The sequence below is a fragment of the Cellulomonas rhizosphaerae genome (assembly GCF_003470205.1).
Lineage (GTDB): Bacteria > Actinomycetota > Actinomycetes > Actinomycetales > Cellulomonadaceae > Cellulomonas > Cellulomonas rhizosphaerae.
In genome coordinates this window covers 72,824-95,023 of sequence record NZ_QWKP01000222.1, presented here as the reverse complement: position 1 = coordinate 95,023, position 22,200 = coordinate 72,824, and the positions used below count along the sequence as shown (strand labels likewise).

The window sequence follows — 22,200 nt, the reverse complement described above, 5'->3', positions numbered from 1 at the left end:
GGTCACCGTGCCGAGCCCGCAGCAGGACATCTCGCGCACGCACGCGGAGGTCCGCGTCGAGAACGGCCAGGTGCTCGTCACCGACCTCGCGTCGACGAACGGCGTGCACGTGACCAAGCAGGGCGAGGGCGCTCGTCGTCTGCACCCGGGCGAGGCGACGGTGGTCGAGGCCGGCCACGTCGTCGACCTGGGTGACGGCGTGACCTTCACGGTGGAGCGCGGGTCGTGACCGCACGCCGGGAGCCTTCGGCGCCGCCGACGCTTCCCGGCTACCGGTACGTGCGGTTGCTGGGGCTGGGAGGGTTCGCGGACGTCTTCCTGTACCGCCAGGACCTGCCCGTCCGCGACGTCGCCGTCAAGGTGCTGCTCGCGGGCAGCCTGGACGACGACGTCCGCACGCGGTTCCAGACCGAGGCCAACCTCATGGCCCAGCTCTCCCACCACCCGTCGATCGTCACGATCCACCAGGCCGCGATCGCGGCCGATGGCCGGCCGTACCTCGTCATGGAGTACTGCTCGCGTCCCGGGCTCGCGCAGCGCTACCGCACCGAGCACGTCTCGGTGCACGAGGCGCTGCGGATCGGGATCCGGCTCGCGTCGGCGGTCGAGGCCGCGCACCGCGTCGGCATCCTGCACCGCGACATCAAGCCGGCGAACGTCCTGACGACCGACTTCGGCTGGCCCGCGCTGACCGACTTCGGCATCGCGGCGACGGTCGGGCAGGGCGCCGGGGCGACGGTCGGCATGTCGATCCCGTGGTCGCCCCCGGAGCTGCTCGCCGAGCACCCCACGGGCGACGAGCGCTCCGACGTGTACTCGCTCGCGGCCACGATCTACTCGCTGCTGGCCGGCCGGACTCCCTTCGAGGTGCCGGGCGGCAACAACAGCGCGCAGGACCTGGTCACCCGCATCGAGCGCACACCGCTGCCGCAGCTCGGCCGCCACGACGTGCCGCCCGCGCTGTTCGCGGTGCTCGAGCGCGCGATGGCCAAGCACCCGTCGCGCCGGTACGCGAGCGCGCAGGCGGTCGCCCGCGCGCTGCAGCAGGTCGAGGCGGACCTCGGGCTGCCCGTGACGCCGCTCGACCTTCCGGACATGCCGCGCGAGCCCGACGACGAGCGCCAGCCCGCCCAGAGCGACGACGCGACCCGGCTCCGGCCGGTCGTCGAGGTCGCGCCGAGCGTCCCGACGTGGTCCGCCGTCCCGCCGCCGCCGGACGCTCCCGAGCAGCCGGTCACGGAGCTCCTGGTCGACGAGCCCGTCGACGAGCCCTCGGGCGGTCGGGGTCGCGCCGTGACGGCGATCGTCTCGGGGCTCGTCGTGCTCGCGGCCGTGGTGGCCATCGCCGCGGCGACCATGAACGGCACGCCGGACCCGAACCCGACGAGCAGCTCGGACTTCTCCCAGCCGCCGGACTCGGTCGCGGGCCGCGACGTGCCATCGCCGACAGGCCTGTCGGGGACGCGCCAGGCCGACGACACCGTCGTCTTCACCTGGACCAACCCGGAGCCCGCCGACGGCGACCGCTACACGTGGGGCGTCCTGACGGCCACGGGGGAGCCCGAGCTCGCGATCGTCACGCAGCCCACGGTCGTCGTCCCCTCCACGGGCGGCGGCGAGGTCTGCATCGAGGTCTCGCTCGTGCGCGCCGACGGCCGCTCGTCCGACACCCCCACGCAGGGATGCGTGCCGTGAGGTGGCCCCGTCTGCGCCAGCGCGTGACGACTGCCGCGGCAGTCGTCACCGTGCCCGTGCTCGTCGCGGTGCTCGCGCTCGTCAACCAGGGCTTCCCGCTCGCGAAGGTCGACCTCAACGACGGCAGCGTGTGGGTCACCGCGACGAGCCAGCTCAAGCTCGGGCGGTACAACGTGCCCGTCGAGGAGCTCAACGCTGGCCTGGTGACCGCGGGCAGCACGTTCGACGTGCTGCAGGACGGCGGCGACGTGGTCCTCACGCAGCCCGACGGGTTCGCGGTGGTCGACCCGGCCACGGTCACGCTCGGCGCCCAGGTGGCGGCCCCTGGGGCTGACAAGAACGTTTCGATGGCGGCCGGCGTGGTGTCCGTCGTGGGGACTGATGGTGGCCTCTACGTGCGGACCCTCGGCTCGCTCGAGGGCCTGCGGGTCGGGACGGACGCGCCCGACGTGGCGCTCGGCGAGGGCGGCCAGGCCGTCGTCGCGCCCGACGGCACCGTCGTGGCCGTCGACGCGACGGGCAAGGCGACACGGGTGGCGCCCGGCCAGGCTCCGGCCGACGCCGGCACGGTGGGCGACGGGCCGTTCGATGCGCTGACCGCGGTCGGCGACGAGCCGGTCGTGCTTCGCGGCTCGACGGTCCAGACGCTGCACGGCTCGGTGGACCTCGAGGGCTCCGGCCTCGTGCTCCAGCAGCCGGGGCCGTCGTCGTCGCGCGTGCTCGTCTCCAGCACGGACACCCTCTACGAGGTGCCGCTGGACGGCGGCAAGGTCGTCGAGCACCCGACCACCGGCAGCGGCACGCCCGCAGCCCCGGTGCGGGTCGGCTCGTGCGCGCACGCCGCCTGGGCGACCGCGACCGGCTCCTACCTGCATCTGTGCGACGGCAAGGACGCCGTCGTGAAGAACCTCCAGGACACCTCGACGCAGGACGTGCTGAAGTTCCGCGTCAACCGCTCGATGGTCGTCCTCAACGACACCCTGCGCGGGCGGCTGTGGATGCCGCTGCAGGACACCGACCTGCGCACGCCCAACTGGGACGACATCGAGACGCCCGACGACCCCGAGGACCAGAAGGACGACTCGGACAGCACCGAGACGATCCAGGACCTGGTCACGGAGTGCTCGACCGAGTCCGCCCCGCCCGCAGCGGCCGACGACGAGTTCGGCGTCCGCCCGGGCCGCGCCACGATCCTGCCGGTCATCGACAACGACTCCTCGCCGGACTGCGGCGTGCTCGTCGTCTCGGAGGTCGAGGACCTGCCGTCGTCGTTCGGGCACGTGAGCACGGTCTACGACGGGCGCGCGCTGCAGGTCGACGTCGCGCCGACCGCCGCCGGCAGCGAGACGTTCCGGTACACCATCACCGACGGGCGCGGCACGAGCGCGCCCTCGACCGCGACCGTGCGGCTCACGGCCCGGCCGGACGACGTCAACGACGAACCCGTGCAGATCCGCACGGGGGCGATGAAGGTCGAGCAGGGCGGCCAGGCGACCTACCAGGCGCTGGCCGACTTCCAGGACCCCGACGGCGACGACCTGCTGCTGGTCGGCGCGAGCGTCGACCCCGCCAGGGGCAGCGTCAGCACGCAGCAGGACGGCACGCTGACCTTCACGGCCGGTGGCGACAAGCTCGGACGGGCGCGTGTCGCGCTGCAGGTCTCCGACGGCACGCACACGATCAAGGGCACGCTGGACGTCGACATCCGTCCCGCAGGGTCCGTGCCGCCTCAGATCGATCCCGTGCACGCCGTGACCTACCCCGACCAGCCCGTGACGATCAAGCCGCTCGACGCGGTGCGGTCGAGCTCGGCCGAGCCGGTGCGCCTCGCGGCCGTGCAGGACGTGCCGGGCGCCACGCTGTCTCCCGACCTCGAAGCGGGGACGTTCACCTTCTCGGCGGGTCGGACCGGGACCTACTACGTGCCGTTCACGGTGACGGCGCCGCCGCAGCAGGCGACAGGCCTCGCTCGGATCGACGTCAAGGACTGGCCCTCCGACCGGCCGCCGCCGGTCGCCGTGCGCGACCGAGCCTTCCTGCCCGCCGGCGGCGAGGTCACGATCGACCCGCTGAGCAACGACTCGGACCCCACGGGCAGCGTGCTCGTGCTGCAGGACGTCGACGTGCCCGACGGCTCGCCGGTGAAGGCCGCCGTCCTGGACCACCGGCTCGTGCAGATCCGCTCCGACCTGACTCTCGACGGTCCCGAGGTGCTCACCTACACGGTCTCCAACGGCACTTCGTCGGCGACGGGCCAGATCGTCGTCCAGCCCATCCCGGCCGCGGCGACGAACCAGAGCCCGGTGGTGCAGAACGTCGAGGTGAGCGTCCGGACGGGCGGGGTCGTGACGATCCCGGTGCTGGACACCGCCTACGACCCCGACGGCGACCAGCTGACACTGGGCACCAACCTCGTCGAGGCGCTCGGGCCGGGCCAGGGGCTGTTGTTCGTCTCGGGTGACGTGCTGCGCTATCAGGCGCCGAGCACGCCGGTGACCGCGCGGGCGACCTTCGAGGTCACCGACGGCAAGAGCACCCCGACGGCCGCGACCGTGACCGTGAAGGTGCACGCGTCGGACGCGGAGAACAAGAAGCCTCCTCGCCCGAAGGACATCACCGCGCGGGTGTTCGCCGGGCAGAAGGTCCGTATCCCCATACCGCTCGTCGGCATCGACGACGACGGCGACGGCGTCACGCTGCTCGGCAACTCGTCCGCGCCCAAGCTCGGCAACGTGACGGACAAGGGCGCGGACTGGATCGAGTACACCGCCGGTTCGCGCGAGTTCGGCACCGACTCCTTCACTTATGCCGTCGAGGACTGGGTCGGGCAGCGGGCAACCGCGACCGTCACCATCGGCGTGAGCCCGCTGTCCAGCAACGCGGCGACGGTCGTCGCGCGGGACGATGCCGTCACGATCCGGCCGGGCCAGACCATCGAGGTCCGCGTGCTGGCGAACGACATCGACTCCAGCGGGGGTGAGCTCGCGATCGACCCCGCGATCGAGGTGCCCAAGGGGATCGACGCGAAGATCGACGGCCGCCGCATCGTCGTCGTTGCGCCCGCCAAGAACGACACGATCCAGATCCGGTACCAGGCGACCAACACGTCCGGCGGACGCGACTCGGCCCTGCTCACGGTGACGGTCGACGACCAGGCGCCGGTGCTGCCTCCGATCGCGCGCGACGTGGTCGTGTCGCCCGCGGAGACTTTCGGCCTCACCGAGGTCTTGGTCGACGTTCTCGCCGTCGCGCAGAACCCGAGCGGCCCGGCCGACGACCTCGTCGTGTCCGTGCCCGCGACGGTGGCGGACGTGGCCCGCGTCGACCCCGGCGGCAAGGTAATCGTGACTCTCGTCGACCACGCGCAGACGGTGCCGTTCCTGCTCACCAACAGCACCGCCCCCCGAGGCTCGGCGTCGTCGTACGCCTTCATCACGGTGCCCGCTCTGGGCGACTTCCCTCCGACCCTGCGACCGAACGCGCCGCGGTTGCGTGTCGCGTCGGGGGAGGAGCTGCAGATCGCACTGGACGAGTACGTCAAGGTCGCACCCGGCCGTGTGGCGACGTACTCCGACCCGCTGGCCATCACGGCGTCGAACTCGAACGGTGCAGCCCTGGCAGGCGCGGACAGGGGACAGGTGGTCTTCACGTCGGCGGACGGTTTCGCAGGGTCGGCGTCGATCACCATCCCCGTGACCGACTCAACCGGAGCCGCCGATACGCACGCGCGGAGTGCGTTCCTCACGCTGCCGATCGAGGTCTACGCCGTTGACGACTACCCGCCGACGTTCACGCCGGCCGTGCTCGAGGTCGCGCCCGGAGAGGCACCCATCACGGTCGACCTCAAGTCGTTCACCACGGGCCCGGAGGGCCCGAACGGCTCGGCGGGCCTGTACACCTACGCGCTCGCGTCGGCCGTGCCGGCCGGGTTCACCGCGACGCTCACCAAGTCCGTGCTCTCGGTGAAGGCCGACGAGACCACGCCCAAGGGCCGCACGGGTCAGCTCGCGGTCAAGATCAACTACGGCCGCACGGGCGTCCTCGACAAGCAGATGATCGACCTGCGCGTGATCGCGAGCACCCGGGCCAAGCCGCGCGTGCTGGACCGCACCGTCTCCGACGGGGCCGAGGGTCAGCAGGAGACGCTGAACGTCCTCGAGGGCGCGTTCAACCCGTTCCCGCAGTCGCCGCTCACCGTCGTCGACGCCGTCGTCGAGACGCCGAACTCCGGCACCGCCGGCCACACGGGCTCGACCGTCAGCGTCCGCCCGGACGAGGGCTTCATCGGCTCCATGGTGGTCCGGTTCCGCGTGCGCGACGTGACCGGCGACCCGGACCGCGACGCCGAGGGTCGCATCACCGTGGTCGTCCGCGGCAAGCCCGCCACGCCCACCGCGCCGCAGGTGGGCGATATCCGCGACCGCACCGTGGTGCTGTCCTGGCGTGCTCCGGACAACCGCGGCACACCGATCACCGGGTACCGGCTGACGGCGCAGCCCGGAGGGTTGCAGAAGTCGTGCGCCAGCACGACCTGCACCTTCGACGGGCTGACGAACGACACCGAGTACACGTTCACGGTGGCCGCGCAGAACGCGGTCGGCTGGTCCGACCCGAGCCCGGCGTCCCTCCCCGCCCGACCCGACGCCGTCGCCGACGCCCCGGGCACCCCGGCGATCGAGTTCGGCGACGGCCGGCTCGACGTCTCGTGGAACGTGCCCGCGTCGACGGGCTCGCCGGTCACCTCCTACGAGGTCCAGCTCACCGGCGGCTCGACCACGTCGGTCACCGAGGTCTCGACGCGCCACAGCTTCACCGGCTTGACCAACGGCACGAGCTACACCGTCCGCGTCCGGGCGATGAACGCGGCGCCCAAGCCGAGCGCCTGGAGCCCGTCGGCGACCGAGACCCCGGCCGGTGTCCCCGCCGCGCCCGACGTCAAGGCCGATCCCACCGACACGAAGGCGGGCAGCGTCCTCGAGGTCACCTGGAGCGCGCCGAAGGACAACGGCGACCGGATCGGGTCCTACGAGGTCACGGTCGCCGGCCCCGGCGGGACGACTGCCACGGTCTCCGCCAGCACGCGGTCCTACACGTTCAACGATGCGAAGACCGGTGAGCCGTACAAGGTCTCCGTCCGCGCAAAGAACAAGGCGGGCTGGGGGACGCGAGGCAGCACGGATGCGTCGACGAGCGGGCTCCCCACGGCGCCGACGTCACTCACCGCCTCCGTCAACAACGGCAAGGGCTCTGTGGACCTGAGCTGGAGTGGCGCAACCGGCAACGGCACGCCCATCACCGGCTATACCGTGAACGTCTCCGACGGGCGCGATCCGATGACGGTGTCGGGCTCGAGCACGACCGTCGATGGTCTGACGGGCGGAGCGGACTACACGTTCACGGTCCAGTCGAACAACGCCAATGGAATCAGTGCTGACAAGGCGACCGCGACGGCTACCGCGACGACGCCACCGTCGGAAGTCCGGAACTTGACCCTGGGCGACGCCGTCGTTGACGGAGATGGGCAGCCGCAGTCCGTGACGGCGACCTGGTCTGCGCCGAGCACATGGGGCGGTGGAACGGCGACCCAGTACCTCGTCCGGTTCAAGGTCGACAACACGTGGCGCGACTGGCAGGCTCCGACGTCCGACACGCAGGCGACGGTGAGCGACCTTCCGACACTCAAGCTCTTCGATCGATCGTTCACGCTTGCTGTCGAGGTCAAGGCCGACGCGTCCTCCGGCAACACGAGTACGACCGCCGGTCCACGCACGTACAGCCGGGTCACTGAGCCGGACGTCGTTCGCAACTTGAAGTTCGACGCTGCCGCGGACGGCGCCGCGACCGTGACGGCTCGCTGGGATGAACCACGTGACCTGGGCGGCGCCAGCAGCGTGACCTACGAGTATCAGCTGGCTGGCTCGGACCAGTGGACCTCCACCGGCTCTACTCAGAGCGTGAGCCTCGACGTCGATACGAGCAGTGGTGCGAAGACCGTGACGATCCGGGTTCGCGCCGTCAGCGCCAACGGCGGTCCAGGTGACGACAAGTCGGCGACCATCACTGTCCGCCCCGCACCCACCCCGCCGCCCGACACCGGCGGCGGCTGACCGTCATGGACCTTCGACCCCGTCCGTACCGCCAAGGAGAGACACCCAGATGACACCCGAGCAGAGCGCCTGGTTCGCCGAGACGTTCGACGCCCTCGTGTCCAACGTGAGCCTCGCCCTCCTGGGCAAGGAGCACACGGTCCGGCACGTCCTGACGGCGATGGTGGCCGAGGGTCACGTGCTCCTCGAGGACGCTCCGGGCACGGGCAAGACGAGCCTCGCCAAGGCGATCTCCGCGACGGTCCAGGGGACGCACCACCGCATCCAGTTCACGCCGGACCTGCTGCCCTCCGACGTCACCGGTGTGACGATCTACGACCAGGGGACGCAGCGGTTCGAGTTCCACCCGGGCCCGATCTTCGCCTCGGTCGTGCTGGCCGACGAGATCAACCGTGCCTCGCCCAAGACGCAGGCCGCGCTCCTCGAGGTCATGGAGGAGGGCAACGTCACCGTCGACGGCATCACCCACCCCGTGGGCCGCCCGTTCATGGTGATCGCCACGCAGAACCCCATCGAGCAGGCCGGCACCTACCGCCTGCCCGAGGCGCAGCTCGACCGGTTCCTGCTCAAGACGTCGCTGGGCTATCCGGACCGAGCCTCGGCGATCGAGATCCTCGCGGGAGCGAAGGACCGGACGGCGGCGCTGACGGCGCGCATCACCACCCAGGCGGTCGGCACGATGGCCGACCTGGCGACCACGGTGCACATCGAGGAGGCGGTGCTCGACTACATCGCCCGGCTGCTCGAGGCGACGCGCGAGGACGGCCGCACCGCCCTGGGCGCGAGCGTGCGCGGCGGCCTGGCGCTCGTGCGCTGCGCGAAGGTCTGGGCCGCGTCGCAGGGGCGCGAGTTCGTGCTGCCCGACGACGTGAAGGACCTGGCCCAGCCCGTGCTGGCGCACCGGATCATCCTCGACTCCGAGGCGGAGTTCGCCGGCGTCACGCAGGCCGAGGTCGTGGCCCGCGTGCTCGAGGTGACGGCACCCCCGACGGTCCGGGCGGCCTGAGCATGCGCGTCTCACCGCTGGGATGGGGGGTCGCCCTCGTCGCGGCCGCCGCCCTCGTGGTGGGCCGCTGGCTGGGCTGGCTCGAGCTCGCGGCGCTGGGGGCCGGCCTCGCGGCCGTCCTGGTCGTCGCGCTGCTCATGACGATCGGGCGCGCGCGCTACGACGTCGAGCTCGACATGGCCGACCGCCGCGTCCGGATCGGCGAGCGTGCCGTGGGACGTGTCGAGGTCACCAACCGCGCGCGCCGCAGGTCGCTGCCCTCGCGCATCGAGCTGCCCGTGGGCTCCAACGTCGCCGAGCTGGGCGTGCCTGGCCTCGCAGCCGGAGGCACGCACGACGAGCTGTTCGCGATCCCGACCCAGAAGCGCGCCGTCGTCGTCGTCGGACCCGTGCGCTCCGTGCGCGGCGACCCGCTCGGGCTCGTGCGCCGCAGCGTGCTGTGGACGCGCCCCGTCGACCTCTACGTGCACCCCCGCGTGGTGCCCCTCGCGGGTGCGAGCGCGGGGCTGCTGCGCGACCTCGAAGGCCAGTCGACCCGGGAGATCACCGACGCGGACCTCTCGTTCCACGCGCTGCGCGACTACGTCGCGGGCGACGACCGGCGCTACATCCACTGGCGCACCACCGCGCGCCGTGGCGTGCTCATGGTCAAGCAGTTCGAGGACACCCGCCGCACGCAGACGGTCATCGCGCTGGCCACCGACCCCGCCGACTACGCGCACGAGGACGAGCTCGAGCTCGCGGTCTCCACGGTCGCGTCGATCGGCGCGCAGGTGATCCGCGAGGAGCGCGGCCTCGCCGTCCTGGCGGGTCCGGGCTCGCTGCGGGTGGACACGCCGCCGCGCCTTCTCGACGACTGCTCGGCCATCTCGACCTCGTCGACCGGTGCGGGCGCCACGATCCTGGGCCGCCGCGTCACGCGCGAGACCCCCGACGTCACGGTCGCGATCCTCGTCACCGGCTCGGTGCCGACCGAGGCCGACCTGCGGGTCGCCGCCCGCTACGTGCCCTTCGGCACCCGCACGCTCGTCGTGCGGTGCGTCCGTGACGGCGAGCTCGCCGTCCGCAGCCAGGGAGCGCTGACCCTCGCGACCCTCGGCGACCTCGACGAGCTGCCCCGGCTGCTGCGCAGGGCGCTCGCGTGAGGCGCACCCCGATCCGCTCCGCCGGGCGCACGGTGGTCGACGCGGCCTGCCTGCTCGGCGCGCTCACGCTCGCGCTGTGGCCGTTGCTCGCCGTCTACGGCGGGACGACGGCGCTGCCGGCGATCGTCGGCGGCCTGCTGCTCGGCGGCGGGCTCGCCGTCCTCGCGGCCGTGCGCGGCTGGTCCGCGCTGGCGGTCGTCGCCGCGCTCGTCGTCGTGTACGCCCTGGCCGGGGGAGCCTTGGCCGCCCCGACGACCACGGTCGCCGGAGTCGTCCCGACGCTGGACACGCTCGAGACGCTGGCTCGCGGCGTCGGGTCGTCGTGGCAGGAGATGCTCACGCTGCAGCCGCCCGTCGGCAACAGCGGCGGCCTGCTCGTCGCACCGTTCCTGCTCGCCCTGATCGGCTCCACCGCGGCGCTCGGGCTCGCGCTGCGCGTGCGCAGCGCGTCCGGGGCGGCATCGGCCGCCGTGGTCCCCGTGCTGGTCGCGGCTGTCGTGGCGCTGCTCGGCACCCGGGCGCCCAGCATCCCGCCGCTGGCCACGGGCGTGGCGCTGCTCCTGGTCCTGCTGCCGTGGGCGTCCTGGCGCGCCGGTCTGCTGCGCGCGCGGCGCGTCGTCTCGCTCGCCGTCATCACGGCGGTGGCTGCCGGCGCGGCGGTCGTGGGAGCCCCCGCGGTGGTCGGCGAGACGCCGCGGCTCGTCGTGCGCGACGAGATCGTGCCGCCCTTCGACCCGCGCGCCTACCCGAGCCCGCTCGCCGGGTTCCGCGAGTTCGTCAAGCGGCAGAAGGACACCACCCTCTTCACCGTCGCGGGCCTGCCGTCCGGTGCGCGCGTGCGGTTGGCGACGCTCGACCGCTACGACGGCGTCGTGTGGAACGTCGCGGGCGACAGCACGGCCCAGAGCTCGGGGGAGTTCCGCCGCGTCGGTGACACCATCCCGACGACCGAGCGCGGCACCGCGGCACGCGTCGACATCGACATCGACGCGCTCTCGGGCGTCTGGCTGCCGACCATCGGCGAGGCGACGTCGATCGACATCGCCGACGACACCGCGGCCGACGGGCTGCGCTTCAACGAGGCCACCGGCGCCGCTGTACTCACCGGCGCGCTGCACCCCGGCCTGACGTACTCGATGGACGTCGTGGTGCCGCCGGTCCCGACGGACCGCGAGGTGGGACGGGCCGAGGGCCAGGACGTCTCCCAGCCCGCGACGACCGGGGTCCCTGACGTCGTCGGGGTGACCGCCGCTGACGTGGCTCGCGACGCCGGGACACCCGTGCAGGTGGCACGCACGCTCGCCCAGTGGCTCTCCGAGGAGGGGTACTTCAGCGACGGACTGGTCGACGCGGGGCAGGCGCCTTCGCTCTCTGGGCATGGCGCGAGCCGGATGGTCACGCTGCTGGACGGCGACCTCATGGTCGGCGACGGCGAGCAGTACGCGTCCGCGATGGCCCTCATGGCGCGCGAGATGGGGCTCCCGTCACGCGTGGTTCTGGGCTTCGTGCCGAAGCCGGCCGCCGACGGCGCCACGGTCGATGCCGACGCGCCGGTCGCCGTCACGGGCGACGACATCGAGGCGTGGGTCGAGATCGCGTTCGTGGGCCACGGCTGGGTGCCGTTCGACGCGACGCCGCCGCGCGAGCAGACGCCGCAGGAGAACGAGAAGCCGAACCCGTCCGAGCCGCAGCCGCAGGTCGTGCAGCCGCCGCCGCCCGCGCCGGACGCCGTCAAGCCGCCCGACGACGACACCGAGCAGCCGACGCCCGACTCGCCGCCGGAGACCGACACGTCCGTGCCGCTGTGGCGCACGATCGCGCTCGTCGGCGGCGCCGTGGCCGTCCCGGTGTTCCTGCTCGCCCTGCCGTTCCTGGTCGTCGGGGCGATCAAGGCCCGCCGGCGTCGCAAGCGCCGCCGCACGCGCGACGCCGCGCACCGCGTGGCGGGCGGGTGGGAGGAGGTACTCGACGCCGCTGTCGACCTGCGCCAGCCGGTCGTGCCGCACGCGACCCGCACCGAGTCCGCCCAAGCGCTGGCGCAGTCGCTCACGGAGTCGGGGGCCAAGCCGGTCGCCGCCGGCACGGTCGCGCAGCTCGCCCGCACGGCCGACCGCGCCGTGTTCTCCGCGCAGCGGCCGACGGCCGCCGAGGCCGCCGCCTACTGGGCGGACGTCGACACCGCGGTGCGCGAGATGCGTCGGGGCTCGACCCGCCGCCGCCGGCTGCGGGCGCGCCTGTCACTCGTCTCGCTGCGCGGCCGGCACCGCCCGTCGCACCGCGCGAACCAGCCCCGAGGAAAGACGTCATGACTGCGCTCGCCCAGGCTCCCGCCACCGTCGCCTCGCTCGGACGACGGTTCGCGGGCTACCTGCTCGACGGGCTCCTCGTGAGCCTCGCGGCGCTCCCGCTGCTGGTCGGCACCTCGCTCGAGAGCGCCGCGGTGCTCGTCGTCGTCGGCGCGGTGCTTCTCCTGGCCCTCGTCGTGCTGCAGTGGGTGTGGCACGGCCGGCTCGGCTGGACGCTCGGCCGCCTCGCGGTCGGCATCCGCACCGCGGACGCGGAGACCCTGCAGCCGATCGGCGTGGCGCGCGTGCTGCTGCGCGGCCTCGTGGTCGCGGCCGGGACGCTCGCGTTCGGGATCGGTCAGCTCGTGGTGCTGGTCTCGCCCGCGTTCGACCCGACGGGGCGCAACCGGGGGTGGCACGACAAGGCGGCGCGCGACGAGGTCATCGACGTGCGCAAGGCCCCGCCGGTCGCACCCGCATGGCGCGACCCGGCGACGGACGTCCGTGTGCCCGCCCGGTCCGCCGCACTGCGTGCCACCCGGACGGCGCCGGCGCCCGTGCCGCCGTGGGCGTCCACGCCGAACGGCAGCGAGGTCCCGACGGTGACCGGGAGCCAGCCGTTGCTGCTCGCGCCCCTCGTGCCGCGCGAGCACGGTCCCGATGTCGACACCCGGACCATCCCGATGGTCCGCACGACCGCGCTCGGCTCGCTGCCCGCGGCGAAGCACGCCGCCGCGCCGCCCCCGCCGCCCCCCGCTCAGCCGGTCCACGTGGCCGCGCACGCGGTCGTCGAGGCGCCCGAGCCCGTGGCCGACCTCGACCCGGAGCTGGAGATGACCCGGCGCTCGGTGCCGCGCCCCGCGCCCGCACCGCCGGCCGAGAAGCCCGAGGCCACCACCGCCGAGCTCGCGCTCAGCGACGGGCGCCGCGTCGTGGTCGAGGGCGTCGCGCTCATCGGTCGCAACCCGGCCGCCGCGGTCGACGTGCAGATCGTGCGCGTCATCGACCCGGGCCGCTCGGTGTCCAAGACGCACCTGCAGGTCGCGGTCACCCCGAGCGGCGTCTGGGTCGCCGACCGGGGCTCGACGAACGGCACGGTGGTGACCCTGCCGGACGGCGCGCAGGTGGTCTGCCCGGTCGACCAGCCGATCCGGCTGCGGCCCGGCGCGACGGTCGCGTTCGGCGACTACTCGTTCGTCGTCGTGCGAGGGCCGGCCGTCAGGTCCTGACGCGGCGTGCCGCGCGGACGTACGGTGCACGGGTGGGACCGCACGGCCGCGAACGCCCGCTGCAGATGGTCCTGCTCGAGGACGAGCGGGCCGGTGCCGCGCGCCCGGTCGACGAACCGTCCCGGCTGTGGGGATGGGCACGCCGCCGCCCCGTGGTCGCCGCGGTCGGCGGTGCGCTCGTCCTCGCCCTCGTCGTCGCGTTCGTCGTCGTCGCGCCCCGCCTGACCGCGGGCCGGGAGCGGACGGCCGTGCTCTCGGCCGCCGCGTTCGACGGTGCGGTGCACTCGCTGGCTCGGCCGCTGCAGGAGCGGTGGAGCGTCGACGCCGACAACGCGGTGGTGCCCGTCCTGGTCGGCGACACGCTCGTCGTCGCGACCGACGACCCCGCTCACCACCTCGCCGGCGTCGACGTCGTGACGGGTGAGCGGCTGTGGGAGCAGGGCCCGTTCGGCTCCGCGGGGTCCCCGATCCAGGACTGCGCCGCCCTGGGAGGCCGGGTCGCGTGCGTCGCGGGCAGGCCGGGCCGGGGGAGCGACCCGCCGTCGAGCCTCGTGGTCGTCGACGCGACCGCGGGCCGCGTCGTGGCGGTCCACGACGTGCCCGGTCGGTGGGGCGAGATCGCGGTCGTCGGTCGCGACGTGGTGCTCGCCGGGTGGGTGCCCGACGGGCTGGGCGTGGTCCGCGTGAGCCCGGACAGCGGCGTCGTGCGGTGGGAGGCGCCCGCGTCCGACCGCGCGCACCCGCGCGACACCGGCAACATCACGCTCGCCGCGGCGGGGGACGTCGTGGTCGCATCCTCGTTCCCGTCCCAGCTCGCGCTGCACGCCGACGACGGCACCGCGTTGCCGCTCGACGACACGGACGACGTGGTCCGCCTGCGTTCCGACGGCACGTACGTCCGCACGCGCTACCTGTCGAGCGCGGGCTCGATCGCCGCCGTGTCGCGGATGACCGACGACACGGGTCGGATCGTGCTCACGACGCAGGGCGAGGCGCTCGAGCCGACCGTCGACGACCCCGCCTCGCGGCGGATCCTGACGATCGAGGAGGTCGACGGTGCGGTGGCCGTGCGGGCGTACCTGGGGCGGGCGGAGAAGCCGACGTGGCTGGCCACCGAGCCCGCCGGTTCCGTGGTGCTCGACGCGGGTGGGCGGGTGCTCCTGGAGCGCGAGCAGGCGCTCGTCGGGCTCGATGCCACGACCGGCCGGCGCGTGTGGCAGCGGCCCGTCGCGGTCGAGCCGCGGGGCGTGTTCAGCGACGGCTCACGCGTGGTGGTGCCCGTGCGGATGCCCGACAACGGGCGGGGGATCGCGGCGTTCCGGCTCGACGACGGCGACCAGGTGTGGCAGGTCGAGCTGCCCGACGACACCCGCCGCGTGGTCCGGCTCGGGGCCCAGCTCTACGTCCTGGCCGACGACCGGATCGTGGCGCTGCGCTGACGGTCGCGCGTCTCGGGTCGCGGGCCGACTTGCTTTTCGCGGCGTGACCGGGAGTAGTGTGGCGCGCATGCTCGGGTACACCCTCCTTCTTCGCTGCCGCGGCGAGGCCTTCTAGGCCGGATCCTCGCCGCGGTGTTCCGTGTGCCGGCTGGCCACCCGCAGACACGCAGCGAAGGATTGACCCCATGAGCTATCTCGAGACGAGCCCCCAGCAGCCGTCGCCGATGCCGATCCACAAGTACCGGCCGTTCCACGAGCAGATCCGTGTCGACCTGCCGGACCGTCGCTGGCCCGACACGCGCATCGAGAAGGCCCCGCGCTGGTGCGCGGTCGACCTGCGCGACGGCAACCAGGCGCTGATCGAGCCGATGAACCCCGCCCGCAAGCTCGAGATGTTCGAGCTGCTGGTCGACATGGGGTTCAAGGAGATCGAGGTCGGCTTCCCGGCCGCGTCGCAGACGGACTTCGACTTCGTCCGGATGCTGATCGAGGAAGGCCGCATCCCCGACGACGTCGTCATCCAGGTGCTGACCCAGGCGCGCGAGCACCTCATCGAGCGCACCTACGAGGCGATCGCGGGCGCCAAGCAGGCCATCGTGCACCTGTACAACTCGACCTCCACGCTGCAGCGCGAGGTCGTGTTCCGGTCCGACGAGGACGGCATCGTCGACATCGCCGTCTCGGGTGCGCGCTTCTGCAAGAAGTACGAGGAGCTGATCCCGGACACCGAGGTGTTCTACGAGTACAGCCCCGAGTCGTACACGGGCACCGAGCTCGAGTTCGCGCTGCGCATCTGCAACGCGGTGCTCGACGAGCTGGCCCCGACGCCGGACCGGAAGGTCATCATCAACCTGCCCGCCACGGTCGAGATGGCGACGCCGAACGTCTACGCCGACTCGATCGAGTGGATGAGCCGCAACCTGCGCTACCGCGAGTCGGTCGTGCTGTCGCTGCACCCGCACAACGACCGCGGCACCGCGGTGGCCGCCGCCGAGCTGGGCTACCAGGCCGGCGCCGACCGCATCGAGGGCTGCCTGTTCGGCAACGGCGAGCGCACCGGCAACGTGTGCCTGGTGACCCTGGGCATGAACCTGTTCAGCCAGGGCATCGACCCCGAGCTCGACTTCTCCGACATGGACCACATCCGCCGGACGGTCGAGCGCTGCAACCAGCTGCCCGTCGCCGAGCGCCACCCGTACGGCGGCGACCTGGTCTTCACGGCGTTCTCGGGCTCGCACCAGGACGCGATCAAGAAGGGCCTGGACGCGCTGGAGAAGTCCGCCGAGCGCGTCGGCAAGACGGTCGACGACATCGTCTGGGCCGTCCCGTACCTGCCGATCGACCCCAAGGACGTGGGCCGCTCGTACGAGGCGATCATCCGCGTGAACTCGCAGTCCGGGAAGGGCGGCATCAGCTACCTGATGAAGTCCGAGAAGGACCTGGACCTGCCGCGTCGCCTGCAGATCGAGTTCTCGCAGGTCGTGCAGAAGCACACCGACGAGCACGGCACCGAGGTCACGGCCGACGAGCTGTGGCGGATCTTCGTCGACGAGTACCTGCCCGTCGAGGTGGCCAAGGTGACGACGCCCGTGCAGGACTTCGGCGACCTCGTCCCGTGGGGCCGGTTCTCGCTGCGCGGCACCCGGGCGACGAGCGTGCAGGACGGCGCCGACACCCTCGTCGTCGACCTCGTCGACCGTGGCGACTCGCGCACCATCGAGGGTTCGGGCAACGGCCCGGTCGCGGCCTTCGTCACGGCCCTCAAGGGCATCGGCGTGGACATCGCGGTGCTCGACTACGCCGAGCACGCGCTGTCGGCCGGCGGTGACGCCACCGCGGCGGCCTACGTCGAGTGCGCGATCGGCGACCAGATCCTGTGGGGCGTCGGCATCGACCCGTCGATCACGACGGCCTCCCTCAAGGCGATCACCTCCGCGGTCAACCGCTACCAGCGCTGACGGCCGCTCCGCTTCCGGCACGGGGCTCCACCGCCGCCCGGTGCCGGGCGTGCGGAGCGTCGTCGGCGACCCCGGCGACGCCCCGCACGGATGCTCCCGCGCCGCCGACACCCGATCTCCACGCAGAGCACACCCCGCTCGATGCGTGTTGCCGCGGAGGTGTCGGTGGTGCGGGGGACAATGACCCGGTGAGCCTCTACCGCGACGAGGCGATCGTGCTGCGCACCCACAAGCTGGGTGAGGCGGACCGCATCGTCACCCTCCTGACCCGCACGCACGGCAAGGTGCGTGCGGTCGGCAAGGGCGTCCGGCGCACCTCGTCGCGCTTCGGCTCGCGGCTCGAGCCGTTCATGCACGTGGACCTGCAGCTGTCCACGGGCCGCAACCTCGACATCGTCACGCAGGCGGAGACGCTGGGCCCCTACGGACGCTCGGTGTGCGAGGACTACACGCTCTACACCGCGGGCACCGTGATGCTCGAGACCGCCGACCGGCTGGTCGAGGCCGAGCGCGAGCCCGCCGTGCAGCAGTACTGGCTGCTCGTCGGTGCCGTGCGGGCGCTGTCCACGCGGGAGCACGCGGTCGGCCTGATCCTCGACTCCTACCTGCTGCGCGCGCTCGCGATCGCAGGCTGGGCGCCCTCGTTCACCGACTGCGCCCGCTGCGGTGAGCCGGGCCCGCACCACGCGTTCGCGATCGCGTCCGGTGGTGCGGTCTGCTCGCGCTGTCGTCCGCCCGGGGCGGCGTCGCCGGCGCCCGAGACGTTCGCGCTGCTCGCCTCGCTGCTGGCGGGGGACTGGTCGGTGGCCGACGCGAGCGCCGAGCGGCACCGCGGCGAGGGCAACGGACTCGTCGCCGCCTACAGCCAGTTCCACCTCGAGCGACAGCTGCGGTCGCTGCCGATGGTCGAGCGCGTTTGACCCTCGGCCGGTAGGCGGGAGCGGCAGAATGGCGCTCGTGCCTCACGACGTCGTCGCCCCCTATCCGCACCCTTCGGGCGCCCGCCCCCCGGCCATCCCGAAGCAGTTCGTACCCAAGCACGTCGCGGTCGTCATGGACGGCAACGGCCGGTGGGCCAACGCGCGCGGCCTGCCCCGCGTCGAGGGTCACCGGGCGGGGGAGGCGTCGCTGCTCGACGTCGTCGCGGGGGCCATCGAGGTCGGCGTCGAGTACGTCTCGGCCTACGCCTTCTCCACCGAGAACTGGTCCCGCTCGCCCGAGGAGGTCCGCTTCCTCATGGGCTTCAACCGCGACGTGCTGCGCCGCCGCCGCGACCTCATGGACTCCTGGGGTGTGCGCGTGCGCTGGGCCGGCCGCCGCCCGCGGCTGTGGCGGTCCGTCATCAACGAGCTCGAGACCGCCGAGGAGCGCACGCGCGGGAACTCGACCTGCACGCTGACGATGTGCGTCAACTACGGCGGCCGCGCCGAGATCGCCGACGCTGCACAGGCGCTCGCTCGCGACGTCGCGGCCGGCAAGGTCAAGGCGGACCGGATCAACGAGAAGGTGTTCGCGCGCTACCTCGACGAGCCCGACCTGCCGGACGTCGACCTGTTCCTGCGCTCGTCGGGCGAGCAGCGGACCTCGAACTTCATGATCTGGCAGGCCGCGTACGCCGAGATGGTGTTCCTCGACGAGCCGTGGCCCGACGTGGACCGGCGCCACCTGTGGCGCGCGGTCGAGGAGTACGCGCGCCGGGACCGGCGGTACGGCGGGGCGGTCGACCAGCCGTCATGACGGGGATGCTCGGGCCGGTCGACCTGCTGGTGATCGTCGTGTGCGTCGTGGCGGCCGTGCGCCTGCGTGCGGCCGGGCGGCTGAGCCGGCGTGTAGCGATCGGGCTCGGCGCGCTCGTGCTGGTGACCGTGGTCGACCTGGTGCTGGTGTGGGGCGGCCCCTGGCAGGTCGGCACGTGCGCCGGGCTGGACGTGCTGACGGGGACGGACGCCTCGCTCCAGGCCTTCGTCATCGACGAGAGCAGGTGCCTGGACACCGCGGGCATCCAACCCGCTCTGGCGCTGGGTCTCGAGCTCGCCGCCCTGGCGGCTGGCGCCGTGGCGCTCGTCCTCGCGGGCCGACGCTCCGTTCGTCGGCAGACGAGCGACCCCGCATGACGCGGCCCTGGAGCATGGACGGGCGAGCATCGTGACGGCTTGCGTGCTGTTCGTCGACTTCGCGGTGCTCGGGTTCATCGCGCTGACGTCGCTGACCCGCAGGGTGGATCGTGCAGGATTCGGCGTGCCGGGCTGGACGCTTCTCGGTCTGGGAGCGGCGACGGTACTGAGCATCGCACTCCTCGTGACGGAGCCGTGGTTCCGCGGCCACTGCGGACGGAGCGTGCTGACACTCGTGACGACGTCGTTCGACATGGGTCCCGAGGGACTTTCGCCCGGTTGCCGAGGTGCCCAGGCGCAGGCGAATTTCGCCTTCGTCGCCGAGGCGATCGCGATCGTGGTTGCAGCCGTGGTGTTCGCAACGCGGCCACGACGCTCTGTCAGTCCCGGTCGGTAGCGTGCGGCCATGACGATCTCACTGGGGATGATCACGTTCGACACGACCGACGCGCCCGGGCTCGCGCAGTGGTGGGCGCGGCAGACGGGCGGGTCGGTGCACGCCGATTACGGCGACGAGTTCGTGCTGGTCAGGCCGGCGTCGGGCACCGGTCCGATCCTGGCGTTCCAGCAGATCGCCGACCCGACGCCGGGCAAGAACCGGGTGCACCTGGACCTGTCGGCGCCGGATCGCGAGGCCGAGGTCGACCGGCTGCTGGGGGACGGCGCGACGCTCGTCGCGCGGCACGAGGAGGGCGGGTTTCCGTGGGCCGTCCTCGCCGACCCGGACGGCAACCAGTTCTGCGTGGCGCAGGCGTCCGACGAGGGCTGAGCCGAGCTCAGTCCTCGTCGGCGGGGGCGACGTGCCTGCCGTGGTCCGCCTCGTGGCGCCCGGCGGCTGAGGCTGCCTGCAACTCCGCGGCGCGCCGCAGCAGGCGGCGGCGCATCCACCAGGCGAGGAGCGAACCGAGGGCCAGCACGACCGCGATCAACGCGATCGGCGACTTGGCGAACAGTCGGATCGCTCCCCACACGGCGCCCAGCCCGACGGTGGACCAGATGATCGCCCACGCGATCGAGCCCGGGACGGACGCGATGCTGAACTTCGTGTACTTCATCCTGATCAGCCCGGCGGAGGCAAACACGGCGGTCTGCACGCCGAACGTCAGGTAGGCGAGCGAGACGGCGGGGGCGCCCCACCGGCGCACGAGGTCGAGGCCGCGCCGTGCGGCGCGCGTGTTCGTCCAGGCCTCGAGGTGCTCGATCATCGAGCGCCACCAGGCGAAGCCCTTGTCGGTCTCGTGCACGGTCTTGGCCCCGCGCACGACCCCGCGGCCCGCCCAGTAGGTCGCGTGCGAGCGCGCCATCGCGACGACGAACAGCACCGCGACGGCGACGATCAGCGACACCGAGCCGAGTCCGAAGGCGTTCAGGGGATCGTCGTCCACGCCGCGATCCTAGAGTGCCGCTGCTGGCGCGCCCCGGCCGGACCGGCACGGCGGCGCGCCGGTGCGGCCGGTAGCCTGAGCAGGCTCATCCCGCGGCACCCGGTCGCGGTCATCCGCCCGCCGCACCCAGCAGCGGGCCAACCCCTGGAGTGAACCCTCGTGGCTGCACCGTCCCGTCTCGATTCCGTCGTCTCCCTCGCGAAGCGCCGTGGCTTCGTCTTCCCGAGCGGTGAGATCTACGGAGGAACGCGGTCCGCGTGGGACTACGGCCCGCTCGGCGTGGAGCTCAAGGAGAACATCAAGCGCCAGTGGTGGCGGACGATGGTCACCAGCCGTGACGACATCGTAGGCCTCGACTCCTCGGTGATCCTGCCGCGCCAGACCTGGGTCGCGTCGGGCCACGTCGGCGTCTTCACCGACCCGCTCACCGAGTGCCTGAGCTGCCACAAGCGGTTCCGCGAGGACCACATGCTTGAGGAGTTCGAGGAGAAGAAGGGCCGCGCTCCCGAGAACGGCCTCGCGGACATCGCGTGCCCCAACTGCGGCACCCGCGGTCAGTGGACCGAGCCGCGTGACTTCAACATGATGCTCAAGACCTACCTCGGCCCGGTCGAGGACGAGTCCGGCCTGCACTACCTGCGGCCCGAGACCGCGCAGGGCATCTTCGTGAACTTCAAGAACGTCTACTCCACGGCCCGGATGCGCCCGCCGTTCGGCATCGGCCAGATCGGCAAGTCGTTCCGCAACGAGATCACGCCCGGCAACTTCATCTTCCGCACACGTGAGTTCGAGCAGATGGAGATGGAGTTCTTCGTCGAGCCCGGCACCGACGAGACCTGGCACCAGTACTGGATCGACCGGCGCACCGACTGGTACACGGACCTGGGCATCGCGCGCGACAACCTGCGCCACTACGAGCACCCGGCCGAGAAACTGTCGCACTACTCCAAGCGCACCGTCGACATCGAGTACCGCTTCGGCTTCCAGGGCAGTGAGTGGGGCGAGCTCGAAGGCATCGCCAACCGCACCGACTTCGACCTCAAGACGCACACCGAGCACTCGGGCCAGGACCTGTCGTTCTTCGACCAGGCCAAGAACGAGCGCTACGTCCCGTACGTCATCGAGCCGGCCGCCGGCCTGACGCGCTCGCTCATGGCGTTCCTCGTCGAGTCCTACACTGAGGACGAGGCGCCCAACACCAAGGGCGGCGTCGACACCCGCGTCGTGCTCAAGCTCGACCCGCGCCTCGCGCCCGTCAAGGCCGCGGTGCTGCCGCTGTCGCGTAACGAGTCGCTGTCGCCCAAGGCCCGCGACCTCGCGGCCGAGCTGCGTCGCAACTGGAACGTCGACTTCGACGACGCCGGCGCGATCGGCCGTCGCTACCGCCGCCAGGACGAGATCGGCACGCCGTTCTGCATCACGGTGGACTTCGACACGCTCGAGGACCAGGCCGTGACGATCCGCCACCGTGACGACATGACGCAGGAGCGCGTCTCGCTCGACCAGGTGACGAGCTACCTCGCGGCACGCCTGATCGGTGCCTGACCTGCGCTGAGCGCGCCGACCGCACGACTGACCCGGACCCCCAGACCCACCGGGTCAGTCGTGCGCGTCGTCAGACAGCGCCCGTGCGGCGCCAGAATCGACCGCACCGCGACGGCGGCGAGACGGTCTATCTGGCAGACGCACGAGCGCCGCGAACGGTTGACGCGTCTGCGCAGAGATCTTTGGTGCGCGGCTATGGAGACCGTGAACTGCTCGTCGCGCGTGGCCCGCACCGGTCCGCAGGTTGAGTCGTGACATCCGTCATGTGCGAGTCGTGACGCACGGCGGGTGA

At 72.5% G+C, this 22,200-nt stretch carries 16 protein-coding genes; 15 read left to right on the top strand and 1 reads right to left on the bottom strand.

All coding sequences use genetic code 11. The features are described 5' to 3' along the window. From D1825_RS17200 to D1825_RS17135, 14 genes are all read left to right on the top strand, one after another. Positions 1–229, top strand: a 229-nt coding sequence (locus tag D1825_RS17200) for an FHA domain-containing protein (protein ID WP_118768642.1), incomplete at its 5' end; no start/stop codon positions are given. Beyond that, entirely contained in the window at positions 226–1,695 is a 1,470-nt protein-coding gene (locus D1825_RS17195; protein WP_118768641.1) for a serine/threonine-protein kinase, read from the top strand. The genes D1825_RS17200 and D1825_RS17195, both read left to right, overlap by 4 nt. Then, complete coding sequence (locus D1825_RS17190) at positions 1,692–7,802, top strand: fibronectin type III domain-containing protein (RefSeq protein WP_233549961.1); 6,111 nt, start codon at positions 1,692–1,694, stop codon at positions 7,800–7,802. The genes D1825_RS17195 and D1825_RS17190 overlap by 4 nt, the downstream gene beginning before the upstream one ends. 49 nt (positions 7,803–7,851) lie before the next feature. Further along, positions 7,852–8,808, top strand: a complete 957-nt coding sequence (locus D1825_RS17185) for an AAA family ATPase (RefSeq protein ID WP_118768639.1) — start codon at positions 7,852–7,854, stop codon at positions 8,806–8,808. 2 nt (positions 8,809–8,810) lie between these two features. Then, positions 8,811–9,953, top strand: coding sequence for a DUF58 domain-containing protein (locus tag D1825_RS17180; RefSeq protein WP_118768638.1), 1,143 nt, complete (start codon positions 8,811–8,813; stop codon positions 9,951–9,953). Then, on the top strand, positions 9,950–12,262 hold the full coding sequence (locus tag D1825_RS17175; protein WP_118768637.1) for a transglutaminase family protein: 2,313 nt from the start codon (positions 9,950–9,952) through the stop codon (positions 12,260–12,262). The genes D1825_RS17180 and D1825_RS17175 overlap by 4 nt, the downstream gene beginning before the upstream one ends. Continuing rightward, positions 12,259–13,467 carry an RDD family protein gene (locus D1825_RS17170; RefSeq protein WP_118768636.1) on the top strand — a complete coding sequence of 403 codons (1,209 nt, stop codon included), beginning with the start codon at positions 12,259–12,261 and terminating at the stop codon, positions 13,465–13,467. The genes D1825_RS17175 and D1825_RS17170 overlap by 4 nt, the downstream gene beginning before the upstream one ends. Positions 13,468–13,499: 32 nt before the next feature. Then, entirely contained in the window at positions 13,500–14,906 is a 1,407-nt protein-coding gene (locus D1825_RS17165) for an outer membrane protein assembly factor BamB family protein (RefSeq protein WP_118768635.1), read from the top strand. Between the two features lie 185 nt (positions 14,907–15,091). Beyond that, the gene (gene leuA, locus D1825_RS17160) at positions 15,092–16,864 is read left to right on the top strand and encodes a 2-isopropylmalate synthase (protein WP_118768634.1); all 1,773 of its coding nucleotides are present in this window, start codon (positions 15,092–15,094) and stop codon (positions 16,862–16,864) included. A 188-nt stretch (positions 16,865–17,052) separates the two neighbouring features. Continuing rightward, the gene (recO, locus tag D1825_RS17155; RefSeq protein ID WP_118768633.1) at positions 17,053–17,784 is read left to right on the top strand and encodes a DNA repair protein RecO; all 732 of its coding nucleotides are present in this window, start codon (positions 17,053–17,055) and stop codon (positions 17,782–17,784) included. 28 nt (positions 17,785–17,812) lie between these two features. Beyond that, the gene (locus D1825_RS17150; protein WP_118768632.1) at positions 17,813–18,601 is read left to right on the top strand and encodes an isoprenyl transferase; all 789 of its coding nucleotides are present in this window, start codon (positions 17,813–17,815) and stop codon (positions 18,599–18,601) included. Continuing rightward, positions 18,598–18,978, top strand: coding sequence for a hypothetical protein (locus D1825_RS17145; RefSeq protein ID WP_118768631.1), 381 nt, complete (start codon positions 18,598–18,600; stop codon positions 18,976–18,978). Before D1825_RS17150 ends, D1825_RS17145 begins: the two co-directional genes overlap by 4 nt. 43 nt (positions 18,979–19,021) lie before the next feature. Beyond that, on the top strand, positions 19,022–19,375 hold the full coding sequence (locus tag D1825_RS17140; RefSeq protein ID WP_118768630.1) for a hypothetical protein: 354 nt from the start codon (positions 19,022–19,024) through the stop codon (positions 19,373–19,375). A gap of 9 nt (positions 19,376–19,384) precedes the next feature. After that, the gene (locus tag D1825_RS17135) at positions 19,385–19,747 is read left to right on the top strand and encodes a VOC family protein (RefSeq protein WP_118768629.1); all 363 of its coding nucleotides are present in this window, start codon (positions 19,385–19,387) and stop codon (positions 19,745–19,747) included. Positions 19,748–19,754: 7 nt separating this feature from the next. Here the strand turns inward: D1825_RS17135 and D1825_RS17130 are convergent, their stop codons facing one another. After that, entirely contained in the window at positions 19,755–20,363 is a 609-nt protein-coding gene (locus D1825_RS17130) for a DedA family protein (protein ID WP_118768628.1), read from the bottom strand. A 159-nt stretch (positions 20,364–20,522) separates the two neighbouring features. On the opposite strand from D1825_RS17130, the gene D1825_RS17125 reads away from it, so the two are divergent. Next, positions 20,523–21,908 carry a glycine--tRNA ligase gene (locus tag D1825_RS17125; RefSeq protein ID WP_118768627.1) on the top strand — a complete coding sequence of 462 codons (1,386 nt, stop codon included), beginning with the start codon at positions 20,523–20,525 and terminating at the stop codon, positions 21,906–21,908. The last annotated feature ends 292 nt before the right edge of the window (positions 21,909–22,200 follow it).

Coding starts and splice junctions, on each gene's coding strand:
- D1825_RS17145 (WP_118768631.1), top strand. CDS start 18,598: ATGACGGGGATGCTCGGGCCGGTCGACCTGCTGGTGATCGTCGTGTGC.
- leuA (WP_118768634.1), top strand. CDS start 15,092: ATGAGCTATCTCGAGACGAGCCCCCAGCAGCCGTCGCCGATGCCGATC.
- D1825_RS17150 (WP_118768632.1), top strand. CDS start 17,813: ATGGCGCTCGTGCCTCACGACGTCGTCGCCCCCTATCCGCACCCTTCG.
- D1825_RS17135 (WP_118768629.1), top strand. CDS start 19,385: ATGACGATCTCACTGGGGATGATCACGTTCGACACGACCGACGCGCCC.
- D1825_RS17180 (WP_118768638.1), top strand. CDS start 8,811: ATGCGCGTCTCACCGCTGGGATGGGGGGTCGCCCTCGTCGCGGCCGCC.
- D1825_RS17170 (WP_118768636.1), top strand. CDS start 12,259: ATGACTGCGCTCGCCCAGGCTCCCGCCACCGTCGCCTCGCTCGGACGA.
- D1825_RS17185 (WP_118768639.1), top strand. CDS start 7,852: ATGACACCCGAGCAGAGCGCCTGGTTCGCCGAGACGTTCGACGCCCTC.